The 19,714-nt window shown below is 53.3% G+C and carries 16 protein-coding genes and 1 riboswitch; of the genes, 5 read left to right on the forward strand and 11 right to left on the reverse strand.

Annotated features, from left to right (window positions below; translation table 11 throughout):
• Positions 1-50: 50 nt before the first annotated feature.
• The 7 genes from NYE26_RS26415 to NYE26_RS26445 form a co-directional block, all read right to left on the reverse strand.
• Positions 51-1,721: a response regulator gene (locus NYE26_RS26415; protein WP_339251302.1), complete on the reverse strand. Its 1,671-nt coding sequence runs from the start codon at positions 1,719-1,721 to the stop codon at positions 51-53.
• A gap of 17 nt (positions 1,722-1,738) precedes the next feature.
• Positions 1,739-2,599, reverse strand: coding sequence for a protein-glutamate O-methyltransferase CheR (locus tag NYE26_RS26420; RefSeq protein ID WP_235192022.1), 861 nt, complete (start codon positions 2,597-2,599; stop codon positions 1,739-1,741).
• Between the two features lie 90 nt (positions 2,600-2,689).
• Positions 2,690-6,358 (reverse strand): response regulator, encoded by a 3,669-nt coding sequence (locus NYE26_RS26425; RefSeq protein WP_339251304.1) that lies wholly within the window; start codon positions 6,356-6,358, stop codon positions 2,690-2,692.
• Complete coding sequence (locus NYE26_RS26430; RefSeq protein ID WP_339251306.1) at positions 6,355-7,518, reverse strand: fused response regulator/phosphatase; 1,164 nt, start codon at positions 7,516-7,518, stop codon at positions 6,355-6,357. Before NYE26_RS26430 ends, NYE26_RS26425 begins: the two co-directional genes overlap by 4 nt.
• A 212-nt stretch (positions 7,519-7,730) precedes the next feature.
• Positions 7,731-8,078 (reverse strand): general stress protein, encoded by a 348-nt coding sequence (locus NYE26_RS26435; RefSeq protein ID WP_076080447.1) that lies wholly within the window; start codon positions 8,076-8,078, stop codon positions 7,731-7,733.
• A gap of 91 nt (positions 8,079-8,169) precedes the next feature.
• Positions 8,170-8,706, reverse strand: a complete 537-nt coding sequence (locus NYE26_RS26440; protein ID WP_339251309.1) for a hypothetical protein — start codon at positions 8,704-8,706, stop codon at positions 8,170-8,172.
• A gap of 67 nt (positions 8,707-8,773) precedes the next feature.
• Entirely contained in the window at positions 8,774-9,280 is a 507-nt protein-coding gene (locus tag NYE26_RS26445; protein WP_036730309.1) for a DUF948 domain-containing protein, read from the reverse strand.
• A gap of 187 nt (positions 9,281-9,467) precedes the next feature.
• On the opposite strand from NYE26_RS26445, the gene NYE26_RS26450 reads away from it, so the two are divergent.
• Entirely contained in the window at positions 9,468-9,635 is a 168-nt protein-coding gene (locus NYE26_RS26450) for a DUF1328 domain-containing protein (protein ID WP_036730311.1), read from the forward strand.
• Positions 9,636-9,958: 323 nt separating this feature from the next.
• A complete protein-coding gene (locus tag NYE26_RS26455) occupies positions 9,959-10,363 on the forward strand; it encodes a hypothetical protein (RefSeq protein WP_076080441.1) in 405 nt (134 codons plus the stop codon).
• Positions 10,364-10,632: 269 nt separating this feature from the next.
• On the opposite strand, the gene NYE26_RS26460 is transcribed toward NYE26_RS26455, so the two are convergent.
• Both NYE26_RS26460 and NYE26_RS26465 read right to left on the reverse strand, forming a co-directional pair.
• Positions 10,633-11,730, reverse strand: a complete 1,098-nt coding sequence (locus tag NYE26_RS26460) for an SH3 domain-containing C40 family peptidase (RefSeq protein WP_339251312.1) — start codon at positions 11,728-11,730, stop codon at positions 10,633-10,635.
• Positions 11,731-11,942: 212 nt separating this feature from the next.
• A complete protein-coding gene (locus NYE26_RS26465; RefSeq protein ID WP_339251314.1) occupies positions 11,943-12,812 on the reverse strand; it encodes a cation diffusion facilitator family transporter in 870 nt (289 codons plus the stop codon).
• A 131-nt stretch (positions 12,813-12,943) separates the two neighbouring features.
• Here NYE26_RS26465 and NYE26_RS26470 point away from each other — a divergent pair, with 131 nt between their 5' ends.
• A complete protein-coding gene (locus tag NYE26_RS26470; RefSeq protein WP_036694961.1) occupies positions 12,944-13,129 on the forward strand; it encodes a hypothetical protein in 186 nt (61 codons plus the stop codon).
• A 111-nt stretch (positions 13,130-13,240) separates the two neighbouring features.
• On the opposite strand, the gene NYE26_RS26475 is transcribed toward NYE26_RS26470, so the two are convergent.
• Positions 13,241-14,866: an ATP-binding cassette domain-containing protein gene (locus NYE26_RS26475; protein WP_209876806.1), complete on the reverse strand. Its 1,626-nt coding sequence runs from the start codon at positions 14,864-14,866 to the stop codon at positions 13,241-13,243.
• A gap of 117 nt (positions 14,867-14,983) precedes the next feature.
• The gene (locus NYE26_RS26480) at positions 14,984-15,982 is read right to left on the reverse strand and encodes an MBL fold metallo-hydrolase (RefSeq protein ID WP_339251317.1); all 999 of its coding nucleotides are present in this window, start codon (positions 15,980-15,982) and stop codon (positions 14,984-14,986) included.
• A gap of 549 nt (positions 15,983-16,531) precedes the next feature.
• Here NYE26_RS26480 and NYE26_RS26485 point away from each other — a divergent pair.
• Positions 16,532-17,665 (forward strand): virulence factor, encoded by a 1,134-nt coding sequence (locus NYE26_RS26485; protein WP_339251319.1) that lies wholly within the window; start codon positions 16,532-16,534, stop codon positions 17,663-17,665.
• A gap of 97 nt (positions 17,666-17,762) precedes the next feature.
• A riboswitch (Lysine riboswitch) is annotated at positions 17,763-17,980 on the forward strand.
• Between the two features lie 153 nt (positions 17,981-18,133).
• Positions 18,134-19,621: an amino acid permease gene (locus NYE26_RS26490; protein WP_339251321.1), complete on the forward strand. Its 1,488-nt coding sequence runs from the start codon at positions 18,134-18,136 to the stop codon at positions 19,619-19,621.
• Positions 19,622-19,714: the final 93 nt, after the last annotated feature.

Here is a 19,714-nt window from a genome sequence, read left to right on the forward strand (position 1 = left end):
GCCTAGGGTTGAAACAACAAATAGACAAGACGGCACTGGTAAATCATGGGTCATGCGTTGAAAAGCGAAGTGTTCCGCGCGGTTGCGGGGTTATCTCTGCCTGAATATCTGGAGATCATTTGTTTGATGCTGCTTAGCTTGAGCGGCTTGCTGATGTAGCCGTCCATTCCGGCAGCGGTGCAGCGGTCCTGAATCCCCTCCATCACATTCGCAGTCATCGCAATGATCACCGTCTTGTCAGGCGAACCGCTGCTCTCCTCACGAATCAGGGAAGTGGCTTCAAGACCATCCATCACAGGCATCTGCAGGTCCATGAAGATAAAATCGTACTCGGATTGCCGGGCCAGTTCTACAGCCTGGTTCCCGTCCTCAGCAACATCGGCACAATATCCGAGCTTATCCAGCATGCTGACCATAAGGCGCTGATTAATCGGATGGTCATCTACGACCAGCACTTTGCTCCGGCTTGCTTCATCTACCTCGTCCGCTGTACCGTCCTCTTCCCGGCAGCCGCCTTCCAGCTCTTCCTCCGGCACGGCAACCTGGATAGTGAATACAAAGGTAGCCCCCTTCTCTTCCATCGACTCTACACGGATATCTCCGCCCATCATGCCCACGAGGGACTTGCAGATGGCGAGGCCGAGGCCTGTGCCTCCGTATTTACGCGTCATGGAGGAATCAAGCTGGGAGAAGGGCTGGAACAGCCGGTCACATTTCTCCGGTGAAATTCCAATACCTGTATCCTTAACGGTAAATTCTATTACCAGCTTATTATCCGCTGAAGGCAGAAGGGAAGCAACTAAATAAACGCCGCCCTGGTTGGTAAATTTCACCGCATTGGATACGAGGTTGATCAGCACCTGGCGCAGCCGGGCCATATCTCCATAAATCAGCCGCGGCAGCTTCTGGTCAATGAAATAGGCCAGCTCCAGATTTTTTTTGCCGGCTTCCGCCGAGAACAGACTAAATACCTCCTGAACGGTGGTATGCAGCTCGAATAATTGCTCTTCCATTTCCATTTTGCCCGATTCCATCTTGGTGAAATCAAGGATATCGTTAATCACGGTTATTAGTGTGTCCGCACTTTTACGGATAATCTCTGTATATTCCTTCTGCTCAGGAGCAAGCTGGGTCTCCATCAAAAGATCAATCATGCCCACTACGCCATTCATCGGCGTGCGGATCTCATGACTCATCATCGCCAGAAATTCGGTCTTGGCCTTAGCCGCGATCTCCGCCTCTTCCTTGGCTTTGATCAGTTCACCGTTCATGCGCTCAAGCTCCAGCGTCTTCTGCTGCAGCTGCATCGCCTGAATCTGCTGCTTCTTGCTGGTCAGATGCATATTCACAAAGCCTTCAATCTTCGACTTCAGAATCTGCGGGATAAACGGTTTGACCATATAATCAATAGCGCCGGCAGAGTACCCTGCGAAGAGATGCTCCGACTCCCTGCTGTTGGCAGAGATGAAGATGATCGGAATATCCTTGGTTTTCTCCCTGGCTTTGATTAACTTGGCGGTTTCGATCCCGTCCATACCCGGCATCTGAACGTCCAGAACAATCACGGCGAATTCATATTTCAATAAGCACCGCAGTGCTTCTTCTCCAGAATTGGCTTTGACAAGCTTGTAATGCTGACTCTCAAGGACGGCTTCGAGTGCCAGCAAATTCTCGGGACGGTCGTCAACCAGCAGTATATGAATCGGTTCCTGAACCCCCATAGGTCCCTCCTTACCCGCTATTTATTTTTGCGGTATATTTTCTCTACCCGGTCCAGCGGCTCGTAGCTGTCACTGTATCGTGTGAAATGAATAGATTCCTTGGAACCGAGGACCAGCACTCCGAACCTGCTGAGGCTCTCATGGAACAAGCCATGCACATGATCGCGGAGCTCGTCGTTGAAGTAGATCATTACATTCCGGCACAGGATCACATTGAATTCGTTGAAGGAAGTGTCCGTTGCCAGATTATGCTCTGCAAAAATGATGTTCTTGCGTAAATACGGCTGCAGAATCACTGAGTTATATTTCGCTGTATAGTATTCCGAGAAGACGCCCGTGCCTCCGGCCTCAAGGTAGTTCTTGGTGTATTGCTTCATCTTGCCGATCTCGTACACGCCTTCTTTGGCCTGCTGCAAGGAACGGGCGTTCATGTCCGTGGCATAAATTCTAGCCTTGTCATATAATCCTTCCTCATGCAGCATAATTGCCATCGAGTAGACCTCTTCGCCTGTCGAGCAGCCGGCATGCCAGATCCGGATATAAGGATAGGTCCGCAGGAGCGGAATGACCTTCTGACGGAAGGTCAGGAAGAGTCCGGGATCACGGAACATCTCTGTCACAGGGATCGAGAGACTATACACGAACCGCTCGAAGCAGGCACGGTCATGCAGCACCTTTTCCTGCAGGGCAGAAATAGTAGGTAAGCTCTCCGCATGGACATGATGCCAGATGCGCCGCTTCAAGGAAGGCAGGGCATAATTCCTGAAATCATATCCATACAAACGGTGTACTCCGTTCAGAAGCAGCTCAATCTCAATCTGTTCAAGCTCCTGCTTGCTCTCCGGCGGATTCCCCTGACCCTCATATCCGTGCTCCATCGCTGCCATTGTCATCAATACTCCCTTGCCTGCGCCTTATTTCCGTACTTGGTTTGAACCTGCTGTATAGCTATTACCCCGAAATCACCCTTACGAATACAACCAGACGCGCATTAACGAAAGAAGCTGATCCGTACTGATCGGTTTCTTCATATAATCGGAGGCTCCGGCTTCAATACACTTGGCCCGGTCCTCCTTCATAGCCTTGGCTGTGAGGGCGATAATCGGCAATTTCTGGTACTGCGGCATCTGCCGGATGCGGCGCATAGCTTCATATCCGTCCATCTCCGGCATCATCATATCCATCAGCACCAGATCATAATCACTCTGTTCGACAAGCATGTCGATGGCCTCGCGGCCGTTCTCGGCAAATTTCACTTCCATGTGATAGCCTTCGAGCACGCTGGAGAGGGCAAAGACGTTGCGGATGTCATCATCGACGAGCAGTATTTTTTTGCCTTCAAACAATTCCTCTTTATTGTGCAGCTTTTGCAGGATTTTACGCTTATCCTCCGGCAGATTTGCTTCTACCCGGTGCATGAACAGCGTGGTCTCATCCAAAAGCCGTTCCGGCGAGCGGACATCCTTGATGATAATGGATTCCGCATATTTGCGCAGCTTGGTCTCTTCCTTGCTGTCCAGATCCTTGCCGGTATAAATAATAATCGGCAGATCGTTCAGCTCCTCATCGTCGCGGATCTGATCCAGCAGCTCGAAGCCGGTCATATCATCCAGCATCAGATCAAGCACCATACAGTCATATCTCTGCTTGTGCAGCTCATTCAGCGCCTCTTGGCCTGAAGACACCGCTGTAATCACTACATCGTCATGTCCGATAAGCTCCTCGATGGAACGGCGCTGGATATCGTCATCCTCGACAATCAAGAGATGCTTCATCGTGCTGGCGGTGTAATTCTCAATCTGCGAGAAGGCCCGGTCCAGCGCTTCACGGGAGGACGGCTTTCTGAGGTAGGCCATCGCTCCCATCATGAGCCCCTGCTTCATCTCATCATTCACAGAGATTACATGCACCGGAATATGGCGTGTCTGGGAGTCGCTCTTGAGCTCTCTCAGAATCGACCAGCCGTCCAAGACAGGCAACTGGATGTCGAGGATGATCGCGTCCGGAAGCAGGGTCTTGGCCATCTGCAGGCCGATATCACCCTGCAGGGCTACCAGCCCCTTGAAGCCGCGTCCGCGGGCCATGCCCAGCAATATCTTGGCAAAGCTCTCATCGTCCTCAATAATCAGCAGCACCTTGTCGCCGCTGGCAAGGGATTCCCGGTCATCTTCCACAACTACAGGCTTAGCAGGTGTAGGCGTGATGTCCCCTGCCTTATCCCATGAAAGTTCCTCCCGGAACTCCTCAAGCTGCAAGGGCTCCCCGGCAGGAGCGGCTTCAACCGCTCCCGGCAGCAGGCTAAAATTCCCCTGAACCGGCAAATACAGTGTAAATACGCTGCCTTGCCCTTCACGGGACTCCAGTCCGATGGCCCCGCCCATCAGGCGGGCTAATTCGCGGCTGATCGACAGGCCAAGCCCCGTGCCGCCATATTTGCGGCTCGTCGTACCGTCAACCTGCTGGAACGCCTCAAAGACGATATCCATCTTATCTGACGGGATGCCGATCCCGCTGTCTTTGACGGATATGGCAATATAATCATATTCATGCGGCAGATAGGCAGGCAGCCGCTTGACGTCCGCACGGCTGACAGAGAACTCTACATACCCTTCGCTCGTGAATTTGAAGGCATTGGACAGCAGGTTACGCAGGATCTGCTTCAGTCTGTGACTGTCGCTATATACACTGTCCGGAAGCGGCTCGTCAAAGGACAGGCGCAGCGACAGCCCCTTCTGCGCAGCCAGCGGAGCAAAGTTCTGCTTCACGAAGGTCTTCAGCTCGACGAGCGGAATTTCTTCATGATTCAGCTCCATTTTGCCGGCATCGACCTTGGACAGATCGAGAATCTCATCAATCATCTTAAGCAGATCTGCACCTGACATATAGATGGTATGGGCGAATTCTACCTGCTTCTCGCTCAGATTGCCTTCCTTGTTCTCCGTAAGAAGCTGGGAGAGAATGAGCAGGCTGTTCAGCGGAGTACGCAGCTCATGGGACATATTGGCCAGAAACTCGGATTTGTATTTACTGGTTACTGCAAGCTGCATAGCCTGCTTCTCCAGCTGCATACGGGCATGTTCAATCTCATCCTTCTTCTCTTCAACCTCTTGCACCTGATCCTGCAGGGCACGTGTCTTGGAGACCAGCTCTGTATTGTAATGCTCCAGCTCCTCCTGCTGGCGCTGCAGCAGCTCCTCTGAGCGCTTCAGGGCATCCGTCTGCTCCTCCAGATTCTCGTTAGAGCGGCGCAGCTCCTCCTGCTGGGTCTGCAGTTCCTCCGACTGGCATTGCAGCTCTTCCGTGAGCGCCTGCGATTCGCGCAGCAATTCCTCAACCACAAGCCTGCGGCTGATGTTGTTCAGAATAATCCCCAGATTATTGGAGAGCTGATGCAGCAGTTCATTCTGCAGCACCGAGAATGGTGTGAAGGAAGCGAATTCCACAACACCCAGAACCTCATCCTCGAATAAAAGCGGGTGGATCGATATATAACTTGGATGCGACTCCCCGAATCCCGAGGACACTGAGATATAGTTGTCAGGCGCCTCCGTCAGCTTGATCGGCAGCTTATCCAACGCGCTCTGTCCGACCAGTCCCTGACCGATCTCGAAGCTCTCCCTGGGCGTAACCCCCTCCTCACCGGCATAAAAAGCGCTGCTGACCAGCAGGTTCGGATTATCCTGGCTCTTCAGATAGACGGCACCATACTGCGCTCCAAGCACAGGCGTGAACTCACTGATGAAGGTCTGGGCTACCTGATCCAGTGAGCTGACGCCGCGCAGCAGCTCCGTAATTCGGGCAATATTGGCATTCAACCAGGCCTGATCGCTCTGTGCCTGGGCATAGGATCTCTCGAGCTGCTGCTTCTGCTCAAGATCCTCGGCCATCCGCTGGAATACCCGGGCCACATCGCCGATCTCATCCTTCGACTTCACCTTGATCCGGCGGATCGCCCGCATTTTACCGTTGCCGAAGCTGGTAATCATCATGGAGACGACACTTAGGCCGCGCGTGATGCTCGGTATCACCCACAGAATGACACCCAGCCCGAGCAGCAGCCCTAAGGTCATGATCAGGGTTACCATCTGAATCGATCTGCTCGAAGCCTCCTGGGCGTTAGCAGTCTCCTCCGTCATCCGGAAGGCATTGTAATCAGACAATGCATTCAGGCTGTTAAGCACCTCGTTCTGAATATCCTGTCCTTCTGCATTGCGGTACGTGTTGGCATTCTGAAAGTATCCGGCACTCAGCATCTCCAGGACCTTGTCCTGATACTTCAGATAGCCGGAATAGGCATTCTCAATCCGGGATAACATCTGCAATTCCTCTGCCGTCTTCAGCGAGGCCTTAATATTCTCCAGATGCTCCGCAGACTTCAGGACCTTGCTGTCAATTTCCGCCTTCTGCGCTTCCAGGGTTACAGTATCAGCATTAAGCATGGAAGTGGTCAGTATCCGTGCCATGTCGTTCACTTCCCCGCGAAGTCCCGAAGAAGCACGGCCTTTGCTATATCTCTCCTGGTAGCTGTCCAGCTGATTGCTCATATAATGGAGCCTGTCATACCCGATCAGGGTAAGCGCCAGCATAATCGCCAGCATGGCACTGAATCCGATCAGCAGCTTAGCCTTAATCTTCATTCCTTATCGGTTCCTTTCTTCAGCGAGATCCACACCAGGCATTTATCGTCATCACGTTCCGAATTAACGGGCTCGCTCAGGAAGGCAGCGCGCACCAGGTCTTCCTGCCAGTCATGAGTGGCATTCAAATGCCCGATCATGAATTTCAGCTGCTCTTCCTGCTCGCCCTCCACCATCTCCATGAGGCCGTCCGTGAACAGCACCAGATGACCCTCGTCTTCGTAGCTGAGGCTCTGCTGCTGGATATCGATCCGGTCAAACAGCCCGACAGGGTGGCCGTTGCTCTCAAGCAGTACAGGCGTCTTGGCCTCCCCTTCAAAAAACAGCGCCGGCGGATGCCCGGCATTCACATAATTAATCCGCTTCATGCGGGTATCAATGACAAGATAGATCGCCGTGAAATAATACTGAACCAGCTGCTTCTCAATATATAGCTGATTAAAGCGTCTGTTAAGCTCCTGAATAACCTTCTCCGGTTCCACATAGGTCGTTACGGTATCCTTCAGGACCGAGGCCAGGAACATGGTAAACAAAGAAGACGAGATACCGTGGCCCATCATATCCAGCAGGATGACCGCATAGCGCCCGTCTCCCAGCGGATACCAGGCATACAGATCCCCGGCCAGCTCGAAGGAAGGCTGGTAAATCGCATGTACCTCCAGGGTCTCCTCGGCAAGCGGCAGACTGAGTACCGCATTCTGCACCAGGGCAGCCAGCTTCAATTCATCCTGTATCCGCTGGTCGCGCTCCTTATGCCAGTCCTTCTCGCGCTTCAGCCGCAGCGCGAGGCGGATACGGGCCATCAGCTCCACCTTGTTAATCGGCTTCGTAACATAATCCACCGCTCCGGCATCCAGCGCCTCTGCGAGCTTCTTGGAGTCACCTACAGCCGTAACCATAATAATAGGAATATCCTTTAGATGCTCATATTGCTGGACCACCCGGCAGGCTTCAATTCCGTCCATTTCCGGCATCATCATATCCAGCAGAATCAGATCCACATCGGACGGCCGGGGCTCTTCCCCCACACCGACGCCCAGCAGCTTCAGCATATCTTTGGCGGACGAAGCCGTTATGAAATTCCGGTAATCTTCCTTCTTGAGGATCTCACGGATAATAATTACATTGGTAGGATTGTCGTCTACGATTAATATTCTCAAGCTTCCTCACCTCACGCGAATATTGTGTTAAGGCCCTAACCCGCAGCTCTGTCATTCTATCATACGATATTTACACGGCCTGTTACCAACCAGCTAGATATTGGCATAAAGCAGGTCCCGGCTTCAACAAAGTAACCTCCAGCTCCACTAACGTCTAGTGGGACTGGAGGTTACGCTATTGTACTATTAAGGTCAGCGAAGCCGACCCGCGATTATTGTGGGTTTCTTTTGGCAATGACCAGAACCTTGCCTGTATCAAGCTCTTTCTCGTAAAATGCCGCCTCCGCTGCGCTGAAGCCAAGTGAAGTAATCTTGAAGCGTAAAGCGTCGCCGCGCGAACGGAAAAGGTTGGCAATGGCACCAAACAGCCCTTCTTCACTCAGCCCCACTTCATTAGTATCTGCGGCGTCCACGATACGCCCTTCGCGGTCTTCATCGTGACTGATCACATAAAGATCCTCTCTGGTGTAGCCGCTGCTACGGAGCCGATTCACTTCTTCGATCGCCTGAACGCCGTTCTCCAGGAGCTTGGCATAAGCCTGTGTACCTGTTGAATCCATGAGATCACTCTCCTTCATAATGAATAAGGGCCCAGCCACCGGATGGATGACTGAGCATTCATTAACCCAAACCGCCGCGCTTGAAACAGCTTCAGAAGGAATACGCGTCGAATAAATCCAGCCCGGCCCATTCACCGCTCTCCGTATTGCGGTAGATCTTGAGCGCAGCCTCTCCTCTAATATAAACATCCCCATCCTCAGCTTCAAAATCAGGCGCTCCCAGCATATCCTGCACGTTCATGGCCTGCGGATTAAGCATCCGTCCATTGAGGCTCAGACCATATTGTCCGGCCTGGGAAGGCGAAGCATGAACATACAGGACAACACCGCTGCATACCCCCGCCGAGCTATCGGCATACTGATATTCAAGACACCCGGCCCAAGGATCTTCAACAATCTGCTGAGGGGTTCCCTTGATCTGCAGCAGTTCCTCTTCCGTCATATATAAGCTAATACCGGACAAGGAGTCGAAGCTGCTTATGTAGAGATCGGCAGCTGCGCTATGCTCGAAGGCGAACATTACCGGCAGCTGTGCAGCGGTACCGGGAGCGGGAGAAACAGTCTCATCCTGCGGCGGTGCAGATATGAAGGGAGCAAGCAGACTAAGCAAGAGAATAACCATTTTCATAGGGTTCCCGCCTTTCATGAGCTGGTATTGCCCCGTCCTGAGCCCCGCCGTATTTCATTCCATCGTATTAATGGCGGAATTTTTGCCAGATTGCAGCCGCTGCATCCACGCCTTTGAGGGCTGAGGCTATCTTGCCCTTGGATTTGCTTGAACTCACTGCCTCATAGGATTGCACGGTTCTCTCCTCGGCCGGTGTTAACGGGGCTTCTGCGATGGATACCGATTTTGCCTTATCCTTCAGTTCACGTGATTTACGGAATTTCTCAATTACCGTTACAGATACCTGCTTCACGGTCAATGTCAGCTCGTTCATGACATCGCCCAGATTCTTTACAGAATCCACGATCGGGTCAATCTTCTGAATTTTACCCTGCACATCCGCTGTGATGTCATTGGCATGCCGGACTGTTGTTTTGACTTCATAGGTAAGCTCATCAATAGTCTTCTGAACCTCCTGCAGAGTCTGGCTGACCTTGTCGAGCGATTCCTTCGCTGACTTCAAGGTTTTGATTAAAAAGAATACGAGTACTGCGAATGCGATAGCAGCCAGTGCTACGCTAAGTTCAATGATCATTGTAGATAACCCCTTCCGAGTGTGTAAATTATCGGTTTGCACTGTCTGATACTGCATAGTTACCCTTACAGAATTGGGCCGAAACAAAGGCCAAGCCCCTGGAATCCTCTTCCTTTCCTCCCTGTTTCAAATGGATACACCCCGTTTAAACAATGACTACATCAACGCACAGAAAGGATGACATCTCATGCTAAGATGGTCAATAATTCTGCTGGTAGTCGCCCTGATCGCCGGTATCTTCGGATTCTTCAATATTGTGGCGGCGGCTGTCGGCATCGCCAAAGTATTGTTCTACATCTTCCTGGTCCTCTTCGTGGTCTCACTCTTTATGGGCCGCAGGGGACGATCTATGTAGGCAAGCACGCCGTTAGCTGACTGCCGGACAGGCAGTGCTGCAGGCCCGGAGGCCTCCGCCAGGAGATCTCCGGGCCTTTTGCTGTTCCCGCCAGTCTTATGTAGTGTTGAAATGGGCTTCATTCCCCTTCAAAAAGTATAGGCCTTTCCGCTCAGGTTGTCATCCGTGATTCAGTCCGTAATGAGGCGTTCCCCGCTAAGGCCGGACAAGAAAAATAAAATATATTGATGCCGCTGGTTCATTCAATGCAATTTATGTTTACATCCTTATTAGCACAGCATGAACATAGAACATCTCACCATCATACCTAGGAGGAATCATCGATGAAAAAATTAGCCAGTTTAACAGTAGCAATGGGTCTTATGGCTTCCTTGGCAGCAACAGCTTCCGCAGCTGAGGTAGTAACAGGAACAACAGAAACTACCAAAACCACTTCTTCCGATGCAGTAACTACTGTAACCGGAGTAACTTACCTGAATCCGGCAGACCCTATTATCACCCAGGCTGATATTAAGCCGGCAACACCTCAGATCATTCTGACCAAACTCACAGCATTCCATCTTTCTGCGGGAAGCACAACTGCTATTGGCTGGTTGGGTGCACAGACTGTTGATACTACTGGTGTGATCACGAAAGACGCTATGGGCAACGAATGGAGAGAAATCTACACTTGGCTGGGTAAAGCCTGGATCAAGGTTCCTGCCTCTGCATACGTAATCAATCCATAAGCGATTCGACATATAGGAGTCATAGCTGCTCCACTCATATGCTGCAGCTATGACTCAACGGATGTACCTAACAAGGCACGTGGACGCCAATCCAAACGGCCTTTTTTTGCGTCTGATGGATGCTAAATTCCCCCACCAAAACATATAAAAAGGGTTATCCCTCCAGTAGAATCTTCTACTGGAGGGATAACCCCGCCATACACCCGCTTGTAGTTCACCCGTCACAAACTTGTACTGCCTGTCGCTTCTTGCTGTCCTAGCTGTATATATTAGCGGATGACCGAGCCTCCGTACAGGAAACGGTTCATCCAAGAAGCGCTAAGATTATCCACTCTTACACCGCCGGAGCTTACTGAATAGGTATGCAGCAGCTTCCCGTCACCCAAATACATGGCGACATGCGTAATTCTTGCCGTAGATTTGTTGATTCCGGCATAAGCAGAGGGAGAAGTTCCTTTATAATCCATGAAGAACATCAAATCGCCCCGCTTCAAGCCGGATACATCCGTAACTGCACCACTGTTCTGCTTCACCCAGTCCCCTTGCTGCCGGGAATCGGCAGGCAGCTTCAAGTTCGCTGCATCCATGAAGATCTGGCGGATGAAATCAGAGCAATCGAAGGTACTTGTATTATTGCGGTCAGAGCCGTATTCATATGGCGTTCCCAGATAGCCCATGCCCGCTGATATCACTCGTTCAATCACAGCAGTCTGCCCGGCTGTAGGTACAGGTGCAGGTGTTGGTGTTGGAACAGGTGCCGGCACCGGTGTCTGAACAGGTGCAGGTGTTGGAGCTGGAGTGACTGGAGCAGACGGCGATGAAGCGCCCGCTGTAATATATTGATCGGATGAGCTTGTATAACCCACCGTCCCGTTTGCCGTTCTTATTTTGTACCAATAGCTGTTGGTCTCTTCAAGAATGGTTACCTGGTCATTCTTATAGAGATATCCAACCACTTGCCCGCTGGTTGCAGGGGTCTCTCTTACACGGACCGTGGCCTGAATCACCGCTGTCCGGGATGCAGGTGCGGAAGCTGTACCTACCCGGATATAGGAATCCCCCGAGCTCATATACCCCACAATTCCCTCTGCCGTTCTTACTTTGTACCAGTAACTGTTCGCAGCTTCCAGAATAACAACCTGGTCGCCTTTATTCAGATATTTCAATACCGTGCTGCTGGTAGACGGATCTGTACGCAGCCGTACCGAAGCTTCAATGATGCCTGTCTGTCCAGCGGACGCCGCAAGCGTTGTAATCGAAGAATCGGTTGCAGCGAAAGCCTGCCCGGGACTGAACACTCCCAAGGATAATGCCAGTGATGCGGAAACCCATAACGATGCTGTAATTTTCTTGCGTGATACGATCATAGCGTTCCCCCGCTTAGCGTATTAAGAAAATCAACAACGGCGCGCGCTACGTTTGTTGCTTTCTGCCCTCATTATAGGCTGGCCCGGGATTTGGAACATGCTCCAAATTTCACAAAAAACCTTTCCATCTTATGGTAACATACAGGTCTATAGTCTCGATTTCTCCTTGGATTTGGTGGAAATTACAGATAACTAGGAGAAATCATGGAATGTTAATCCTTGGGCTCCACGTGAACTTGCACATGCATGATGTTGTGCAGCTTGGTCATCCGTTCTTCAATCGAGTCGCTGATCTCATGCCCTTCCATGACTGTCATGCGGGCATTCACCTCTACGACTACATCCACCAGCACATGATTGCCGTGTACACGGGCCTTCAGATCCTTGATGCCCTCTACGCCCGGTGTCCGGGCAATGGTGCTGCGCAGGTCCAGCAGCTTATCTTCGTCAAAGCCGTCCGTCAGCCGGTACGTGGAATCGCGGAAAATATCCCAGGCGGTCTTAATAATCAGCAAGCCGACTCCGATGGCAGCCGCGGAATCGATCCACGGCAGTCCGAACTGTGCCCCTACAATCCCTACAGCTGCACCTACGCTTACGATAGCATCCGAGAAATTATCCTTGGCAGCAGCCATCAGAGCATGATTATTGATCCGCTTCGCCAAACGCTTGTTATATATATATACCCCCATCATCGCTACCGCACACACCAGCGCCACTCCGGCCGACCAGAGCTGCGGTACAGCCTTGCTTCCCTCAAACAAAGAGCGTACCGCTTCCACTATAACCTGGATGCCCACCAACGCCATAATGAAAGAAGCCATCAGCGCGGCAACCGTCTCGGCCCGGAAATGTCCGTAGGTATGATCGGAATCCGGCGGCTTCCGCGAGATGCGCAGCCCGATCAGCACCGCCAGCGAGGCCACAATATCGGTTAAATTGTTGAATCCGTCCGCCAGGAGCGCACTGGAAGCGAACAAGTAGCCGCAGATCAGCTTGAAGGCAGACAGAACCAGATAAGCAGCAATGCTGACCATCGCACCCTTTTCACCCTTGCGTATATCCTCATAAATATCGGTCATTTCTGTCGCCCCTCCCATCCTTTGCCGCATAATTACAGGAAAACTTTCTTTGAGTTATTCTTGCCCTTGTAGCAGCATTTAAAAACAATTAGAATAAGGAATAAGGACTTGCTGCCTAAGGGGGTAACATAATGAGCGAGAACAATGAGAAACCAAAAATTAATTTGGCTGATGCGATCCGCCAGAAGCTGGAGCAGAAAAAACAGCATGCTTCAGGAAAACCGGGTTCAACCTTCCAGGCCGGCTCCGCGAAGCCGCTGAAAAGCCAGAATAACAAGAAGCCTAACAATCAGCGCCGCCGGACTGGCGGTTCCTAGACTTCTAGGTTGTTGTATATGGTGAACATAAACGGCTGCGTAATCCCTCCGGGGACGACGCAGCCGTTTGTATATGAACTCATAACTGTTCATTCTGCCTATATCTAGTTCTTAAGCTTCTACAGGGTACATCCGGGCACGCATTTCCTTGATCTCCGGGTTCTCCAGATACTCGTCATAGCTCATCGTACGGTCAATAATTCCAGCCGGAGTAATCTCGATAATGCGGTTGGCAATCGTCTGGATGAACTGATGGTCATGGGAGGTGAACAGGATCGTGCCGTCAAAGTCGATCAGTCCGTTATTGAGCGCGGTGATCGATTCCAGGTCCAAGTGATTGGTAGGCTCATCGAATACCAGCACGTTGGCTCCGTTCAGCATCATCTTGGCCAGCATACAGCGGACCTTCTCGCCCCCGGACAATACGCTTGCCTTCTTCAGTGCTTCTTCGCCGGCGAACAGCATCCGGCCCAGGAAGCCGCGCAGGAAGGTCTCGTCCTGATCCTTGGAGTATTGGCGCAGCCATTCCACCAGGTTCATATTCACCCCGTCGAAGTAGCTGGAATTATCCTTAGGGAAATATGCCTGGGTAGTTGTCACTCCCCAAGTGTACTCACCCGCATCTGCTTCCTTCTCGCCCATAATGACATCGAACAACAGGGATTTAGGCTGGGAATGCGGTCCTACAAAAGCGATCTTATCCCCTTTGTTGACTACAAAGCTGATTTCATCCAGTACCTTCTCGCCGTCCACTGCCTTGGTCAGGCCGCTGATCGTAAGCAGCTGCTTGCCGGCTTCACGCTCCGGCTTGAAGTTCAGGAACGGATATTTACGGTTGGACGGACGGATGTCATCCAGGGTAATCTTCTCGAGCTGCTTCTTACGGGAAGTCGCCTGCTTCGATTTCGAGGCGTTCGCCGAGAAGCGCTGAATGAAGGCTTGCAGCTCCTTCATCTTGTCTTCCTTCTTCTTGTTGGCATCGCGCTGCAGCGCCTGGGCCAATTGGCTGGACTCATACCAGAAGTCGTAGTTGCCGACATACATCTGGATTTTGCCGAAATCGATATCCGCAATATGCGTACAGACCTTGTTCAGGAAGTGACGGTCATGGGATACCACGATAACGGTGCCTTCGTAGTCCATAAGGAAATTCTCCAGCCAGCCAATCGATTCAAGATCCAAATGGTTGGTAGGCTCATCGAGCAGCAGGTTGTTCGGACGTCCGAACAGGGCCTGGGCCAGCAGGACCCGCACCTTCTCGTTGCCGCTGAGTTCGGCCATTTTCTTGTCGTGCATCTCACGCATGATCCCAAGACCGATCAGCATGGCGGCTGCGTCAGGCTCGGCGTCCCAGCCGTTCAGCTCCGCGAATTCGCCTTCCAGCTCACCGGCACGAAGTCCGTCCGCTTCGGTGAAGTCGCTCTTTGCGTACAGGGCGTCCTTTTCCTTCATAATTTCATACAGGCGGGTATGACCCATGATTACGGTCTCCAGCACCTGGAACTCGTCATACTCGAAATGGTTCTGTTTCAGTACGGCCAGACGTTCACCGGGTGTGATGTGCACATCGCCGATGTTCGCTTCGATCTCTCCGGACAGAATCTTTAGGAAGGTCGATTTGCCGGCGCCGTTCGCGCCAATCAGACCGTAGCAGTTGCCGGGTGTGAATTTTATGTTTACATCCTCAAATAGTGCGCGTTTTCCGTAGCGGAGTGTTATACCGCTTGTGCTAATCATTAAGCATTACCATCCTTTTCACATAGGTTCCGGCTCATTATAGCATAAAATCAAGCAAAATGGCCCTTATTACGGCTCTTATTTAAGTAGAAGTGTTTAATACAAGCCTTGTATGGGCTATTGCCCAGCCGGGCGTTCCTCGGGCTGGACGACCAGCGTCTCCCCGTACCCGAGGGTACGGATACGCTCCTCGCCAAGCCCCTGCGCCACCCTCGCCTGCTCCATCCGGTCCAGCGCTTCGCGGGCGGTATCATCGGCCAGCCTGAAGGTGCCGAAGTGCATCGGAATCATCAGCTCGGCCCCTACATCAAGGAAGGCCTGCACCGCCTCCTCGGGATTCACATGCTGGGAGTTCATGAACCATTCAGGCTCATAAGCGCCAATTGGCATCAGCGCAACATGCAGCTTGAAGCGTCTGCCGATCTCCTTGAAGCCCGGGAAGAAGCCGCTGTCTCCGGCAAAATAGAGGTTCGGCGGAAGCAGCTTATGCTGCGCCTTACCCTCCTCCCCCTCCGGGTGCTTCTGCGGGTCTGCCGGCTGAAGCACATAACCGCCCCAGTGCGAGGAATTCGTATCGAACGGCGTTCTCCGCGTCCAGTGCTGAGTCGGGACAAACGTCAGCTTGACAGCGCCCAGCGTAATCTCCTGCCACCACTGCATTTCCCGGCAGTTCGGGAAGCCTTTGCGGAGCATTTTGCGCTTAAGTCCGGCAGGCACGACAATGGTTGTTCCTGCCCGGTACAGCTTGCGGATGGACGCGATATGCAGGTGATCGTAGTGGGAATGAGAGATCAGGATCAGATCGATGGGCGGAATATCCGCGAGCGGAATGCCCGGCTGACCGATCCGCTTCTCGAAGCCCAGCCGCCGCGCCCAGATCGGGTCGGTGATGATATTAAGCCCTTCGTATTGCAGAAAAAAAGTCGAGTGCCCGATCCACGTGATCGTCGTCTCCAGCCGGTTCCCGGCCAGATAGTCGAGCCGCGGCGGATGATTCGGCACCTTATAGGTGTAATCCTTCTTCTTCCGGCGGCGTTCCTCGCGCCATTGGCGGAATTCCTTAAGTGTTTTATCGGTGCTTACATTGTCGATGTTGTTATAACGTATTCTGGCCATAGCAAGAACCACTCCTTATAGCTGATTTGCCATTTCTGTTGCCGGGCGGCAAACCACATATCTTAACTATAGGGTTCCGCAGAATCATTTGCAAAATTACAGGGCCCTGCGGGACGCTCATTACAAATTGTACCCAAATGGCCGGGCGGGAAACGTGCGGCCATCAGTTGTCAGGGATCAGGCGGATTTAACGGGCGGCATGAGGCGGTATCGGGCGGCATAAGGAAGGATGAAATCCTGCACGAATTGCAACATTCCCTCCCTATCTCAGCCTCATACCCAAGATTGTTGCATATATATCAGCATTTCTACCCCACCGTGCGGTCTTAGTGGGATATTTCCTGCATTCCATGCAACATTCCCTCAACAACCCGGTTATTTAAGAAGTTCAAATTGCAAAGTGTGCAACATTCCCGTTTGAGTTGCTAATTCAACAATATTTTAAATTTTAGCGGGTTCGCGTCCGCCCCTTTGTATTCACTTGCTTAAATGAGGTAAAATGCGGGTAAAGCAAACGGTGCTTATGCTACTTAGAAGAGGAGCTGACATATGAAGATTACATTTATTGAACCGACACCGAGTCCAAATACCATGAAGCTTCATCTCGATGAAAGCCTTGCACCCGGTATCCGCCGGACCTATACCCCGGAGACCCGGCGCTCCGCCCCTTCCTGGGCGCAGGAGATGCTGGAGATTCCAGGCGTTACGAGTATTTATCATGCCGCTGACTTCGCCGCGCTGGAGCGCAAAGGCAGTGCGGACTGGGCTGCAATTCTGCGCGAGGTCCAGAACCGCTTCGGAGCGGACGGCCTCAGTGCGGAATACAGTCTCGGCGATGAGAATGACGGCACCCACTACGGGGAGTCCCAGGTGTTCGTGCAGATGTTCCGCGGCATCCCGATCCAGATCCGCGTCAAGACCGGCGCGAAGGAGGAGCGCATCGCCCTCTCCAGCCGCTTCACCCAGGCGGTGACCGATGTGGCTAGCGCCGTGATGATCAAGGAGCGCAAGCTCAGTGATTACGGCGTACGCTACGGCGAGCCGCCGGAGATTGCCCGCGAGGTCGAGCAGGAGCTGGAGGCGGCGTATCCGCAGGAACGCCTCGACTCCCTCGTGCAGCAGGCCATCGCGCACGGGGCTGCAGGCGAGTTCGTCGAGCAGCGGCACAAGAAAGAGCAGGCCGAGCTGCTGCGGGACCTGCACGATGCGGATTGGCGCGTGCGCTACGCCGCGCTGGAGGATCTGGCGCCGGGCGAGCAGCTCCTGCCGGAGCTGCGGGCGGCGCTGCACGACCCCAAGCTGCAGATTCGCAGACTTGCGGTCGTGTACCTGGGCGACATCCGCACGCCGGGTGCGATGGAGCTGCTCTATGAGGCGATGTCGGACAGCGCCCCGGCCGTGCGGCGCACAGCCGGGGACACGCTCTCCGACATCGGCGACCCGGCGGCGACGCCGGTGATGACGGCGTCGCTGAGTGATGCCAGCAAGCTGGTGCGCTGGCGGGCGGCACGCTTCCTCTACGAAGTCGGGACCGCCGAGGCCCAGGACGCGCTGAGCGTGGCTGCCGAAGACCCCGAATTCGAGGTAGGTCTCCAGGCCAAGATGGCGCTGGAGCGAATTCTGTCCGGCGAGGAAGCAGCGGGCACTGTCTGGCAGCAGATGTCAGAGCGCCGGCGGAGCTGACGTGAACCTGCCGTATTTTGTCATTGCCTGAGAAGCCGGTATGCCTTATACTGATTCCTGTTGTTCATATCGTTCAAAGATAGCCTCATCATACCTAGGATGAGGTAGAGGTCGCGGATAAGAAGAGTAAGCGCGTGGAGATGCCTAAGAGCCATCAGTGATACGCGCCCAAAGGAATATCCGCCGAAATCGTAACTGCTGCTCTTAGTCCGCAGCTACGATTGGGGCCGTTTGCCGAAAGGCGCGGAACTGTCACTGTGTATTGCCGCCTGTCAGGAGACTGCGGGAGCTGCACTGTGTTGCGCTATCTTAACAGGGAGTATGATGCGGAGCCTATAATCAGGAAACCGCAGCGTCCGTCTGCGGTTTTTTTGCGTGCAGCATGCCGGGAAAGAAGACACCGGCACATGCAGGCAGCGGCACTCCCCCTGTGAACAGAACTATCAATCTAAAGGGAGTGTCTTATTCATGCAAGCACAGCAGCCTAAACGGCCGGCAGTACAGGCGGGCAACGCCAATACGCCGGGCCTGCGCAAATCCTTCAAAGCAAGACATCTGACCATGATCGCCCTCGGCGGCTCGATCGGAACCGGACTGTTCCTCGCCAGCGGCGGGGCCATCGCCTCCTCCGGTCCGGGCGGAGCACTGCTCGCCTACACGGCCGTCGGCATTATGGTCTATTTTCTGATGACCAGCCTTGGGGAGCTGGCGACCTATTTGCCCGATTCCGGTTCCTTCAGCACTTACGGTACAAGGTTCGTCAGCCCCGCCTTCGGCTTCGCTATCGGCTGGAACTTCTGGTACAACTGGGCAGTAACCATTGCAGCTGAACTGTCAGCAGCCACCGTTATCATTAAGTACTGGTTCCCGGACAGCCCTTCGTTCCTGTGGAGCCTGCTCTTCCTGGCGCTCATGTTCGGCCTGAACTTCCTGTCTGCGCGGGGGTATGGCGAGTCGGAATATTGGTTCGCCATTATCAAGATTATTACGGTGGTCGTCTTCCTGACGGTCGGCGTCCTGATGATCTTCGGGATTTTGGGCGGCAAGGCGGTGGGCTTCAGCAACTTCCAGCTCGGAGGCAGCTCGTTCCATGGCGGCTTCTTCGCCTTCGTCGGGGTCTTCATGGCCGCCGGGTTCTCCTTCCAGGGAACAGAGCTGGTCGGCGTAGCCGCCGGAGAGAGCGAGAATCCGCGCCGCAACGTGCCGATCGCGATCCGCCAGGTGTTCTGGCGCATCCTGATCTTCTATATTTTCGCCATTGCCGTCATCGGTATGCTGATTCCTTATACTAATCCCGATCTGCTCCGCGGCGGTATTGATGATATCGGCGTCAGCCCGTTCACCATCGTCTTCAACAAAGCAGGGCTGGCGATTGCCGCCTCGGTCATGAATGCCGTGATTCTCAGCTCCGTGCTGTCTGCCGGGAACTCCGGGATGTACGCCTCCACCCGTGTCCTGTACGCCATGGCCAAGGATGGAATGGCACCGCGCGCGCTCGGCAAGCTGAACCGCAGAGGTGTTCCTGTAGGCGCATTGCTCGTGACTACCGCTGTCGGCATGCTCGCCTTCCTTGCCTCCTTCTTCGGAGACGGCGCGGTGTACAATTGGCTGCTTAACGCTTCCGGGATGTGCGGCTTCATCAACTGGCTCGGGATTGCCGTCTGCCATTACCGGTTCCGCCGGGCCTTCGTGAAGCAGGGCCATTCGCTGGAGGAGCTGCCTTACCGGGCAAGATGGTTCCCGTTCGGTCCGCTGTTTGCCTTCGCTCTGTGTATGGTTGCCGTATTCGGCCAGAACATGGGCGCCTTCACCGGCGCGAAGATCGACTGGTACGGCATACTGGTCTCCTATGTCAGTGTGCCGCTGTTCCTGCTGATCTGGCTGGGCTATGGCTGGTTCCGTAAGAGCAGCCTTATCCCGCTGGAGAAGTGTGATCTGAGCACCCACGCAGACTGATTCATTGCAGCAGCATATAAATTCTTATCTTTCAGCAAAAGACCGGTTTTGATCCCGCAAAAGTGGGCCAAAACCGGTCTTTTATATATTGCT

This window comes from Paenibacillus sp. FSL P2-0136 (assembly GCF_037975325.1).
In the GTDB taxonomy this organism is placed as follows: domain Bacteria; phylum Bacillota; class Bacilli; order Paenibacillales; family Paenibacillaceae; genus Paenibacillus_AQ; species Paenibacillus_AQ silagei.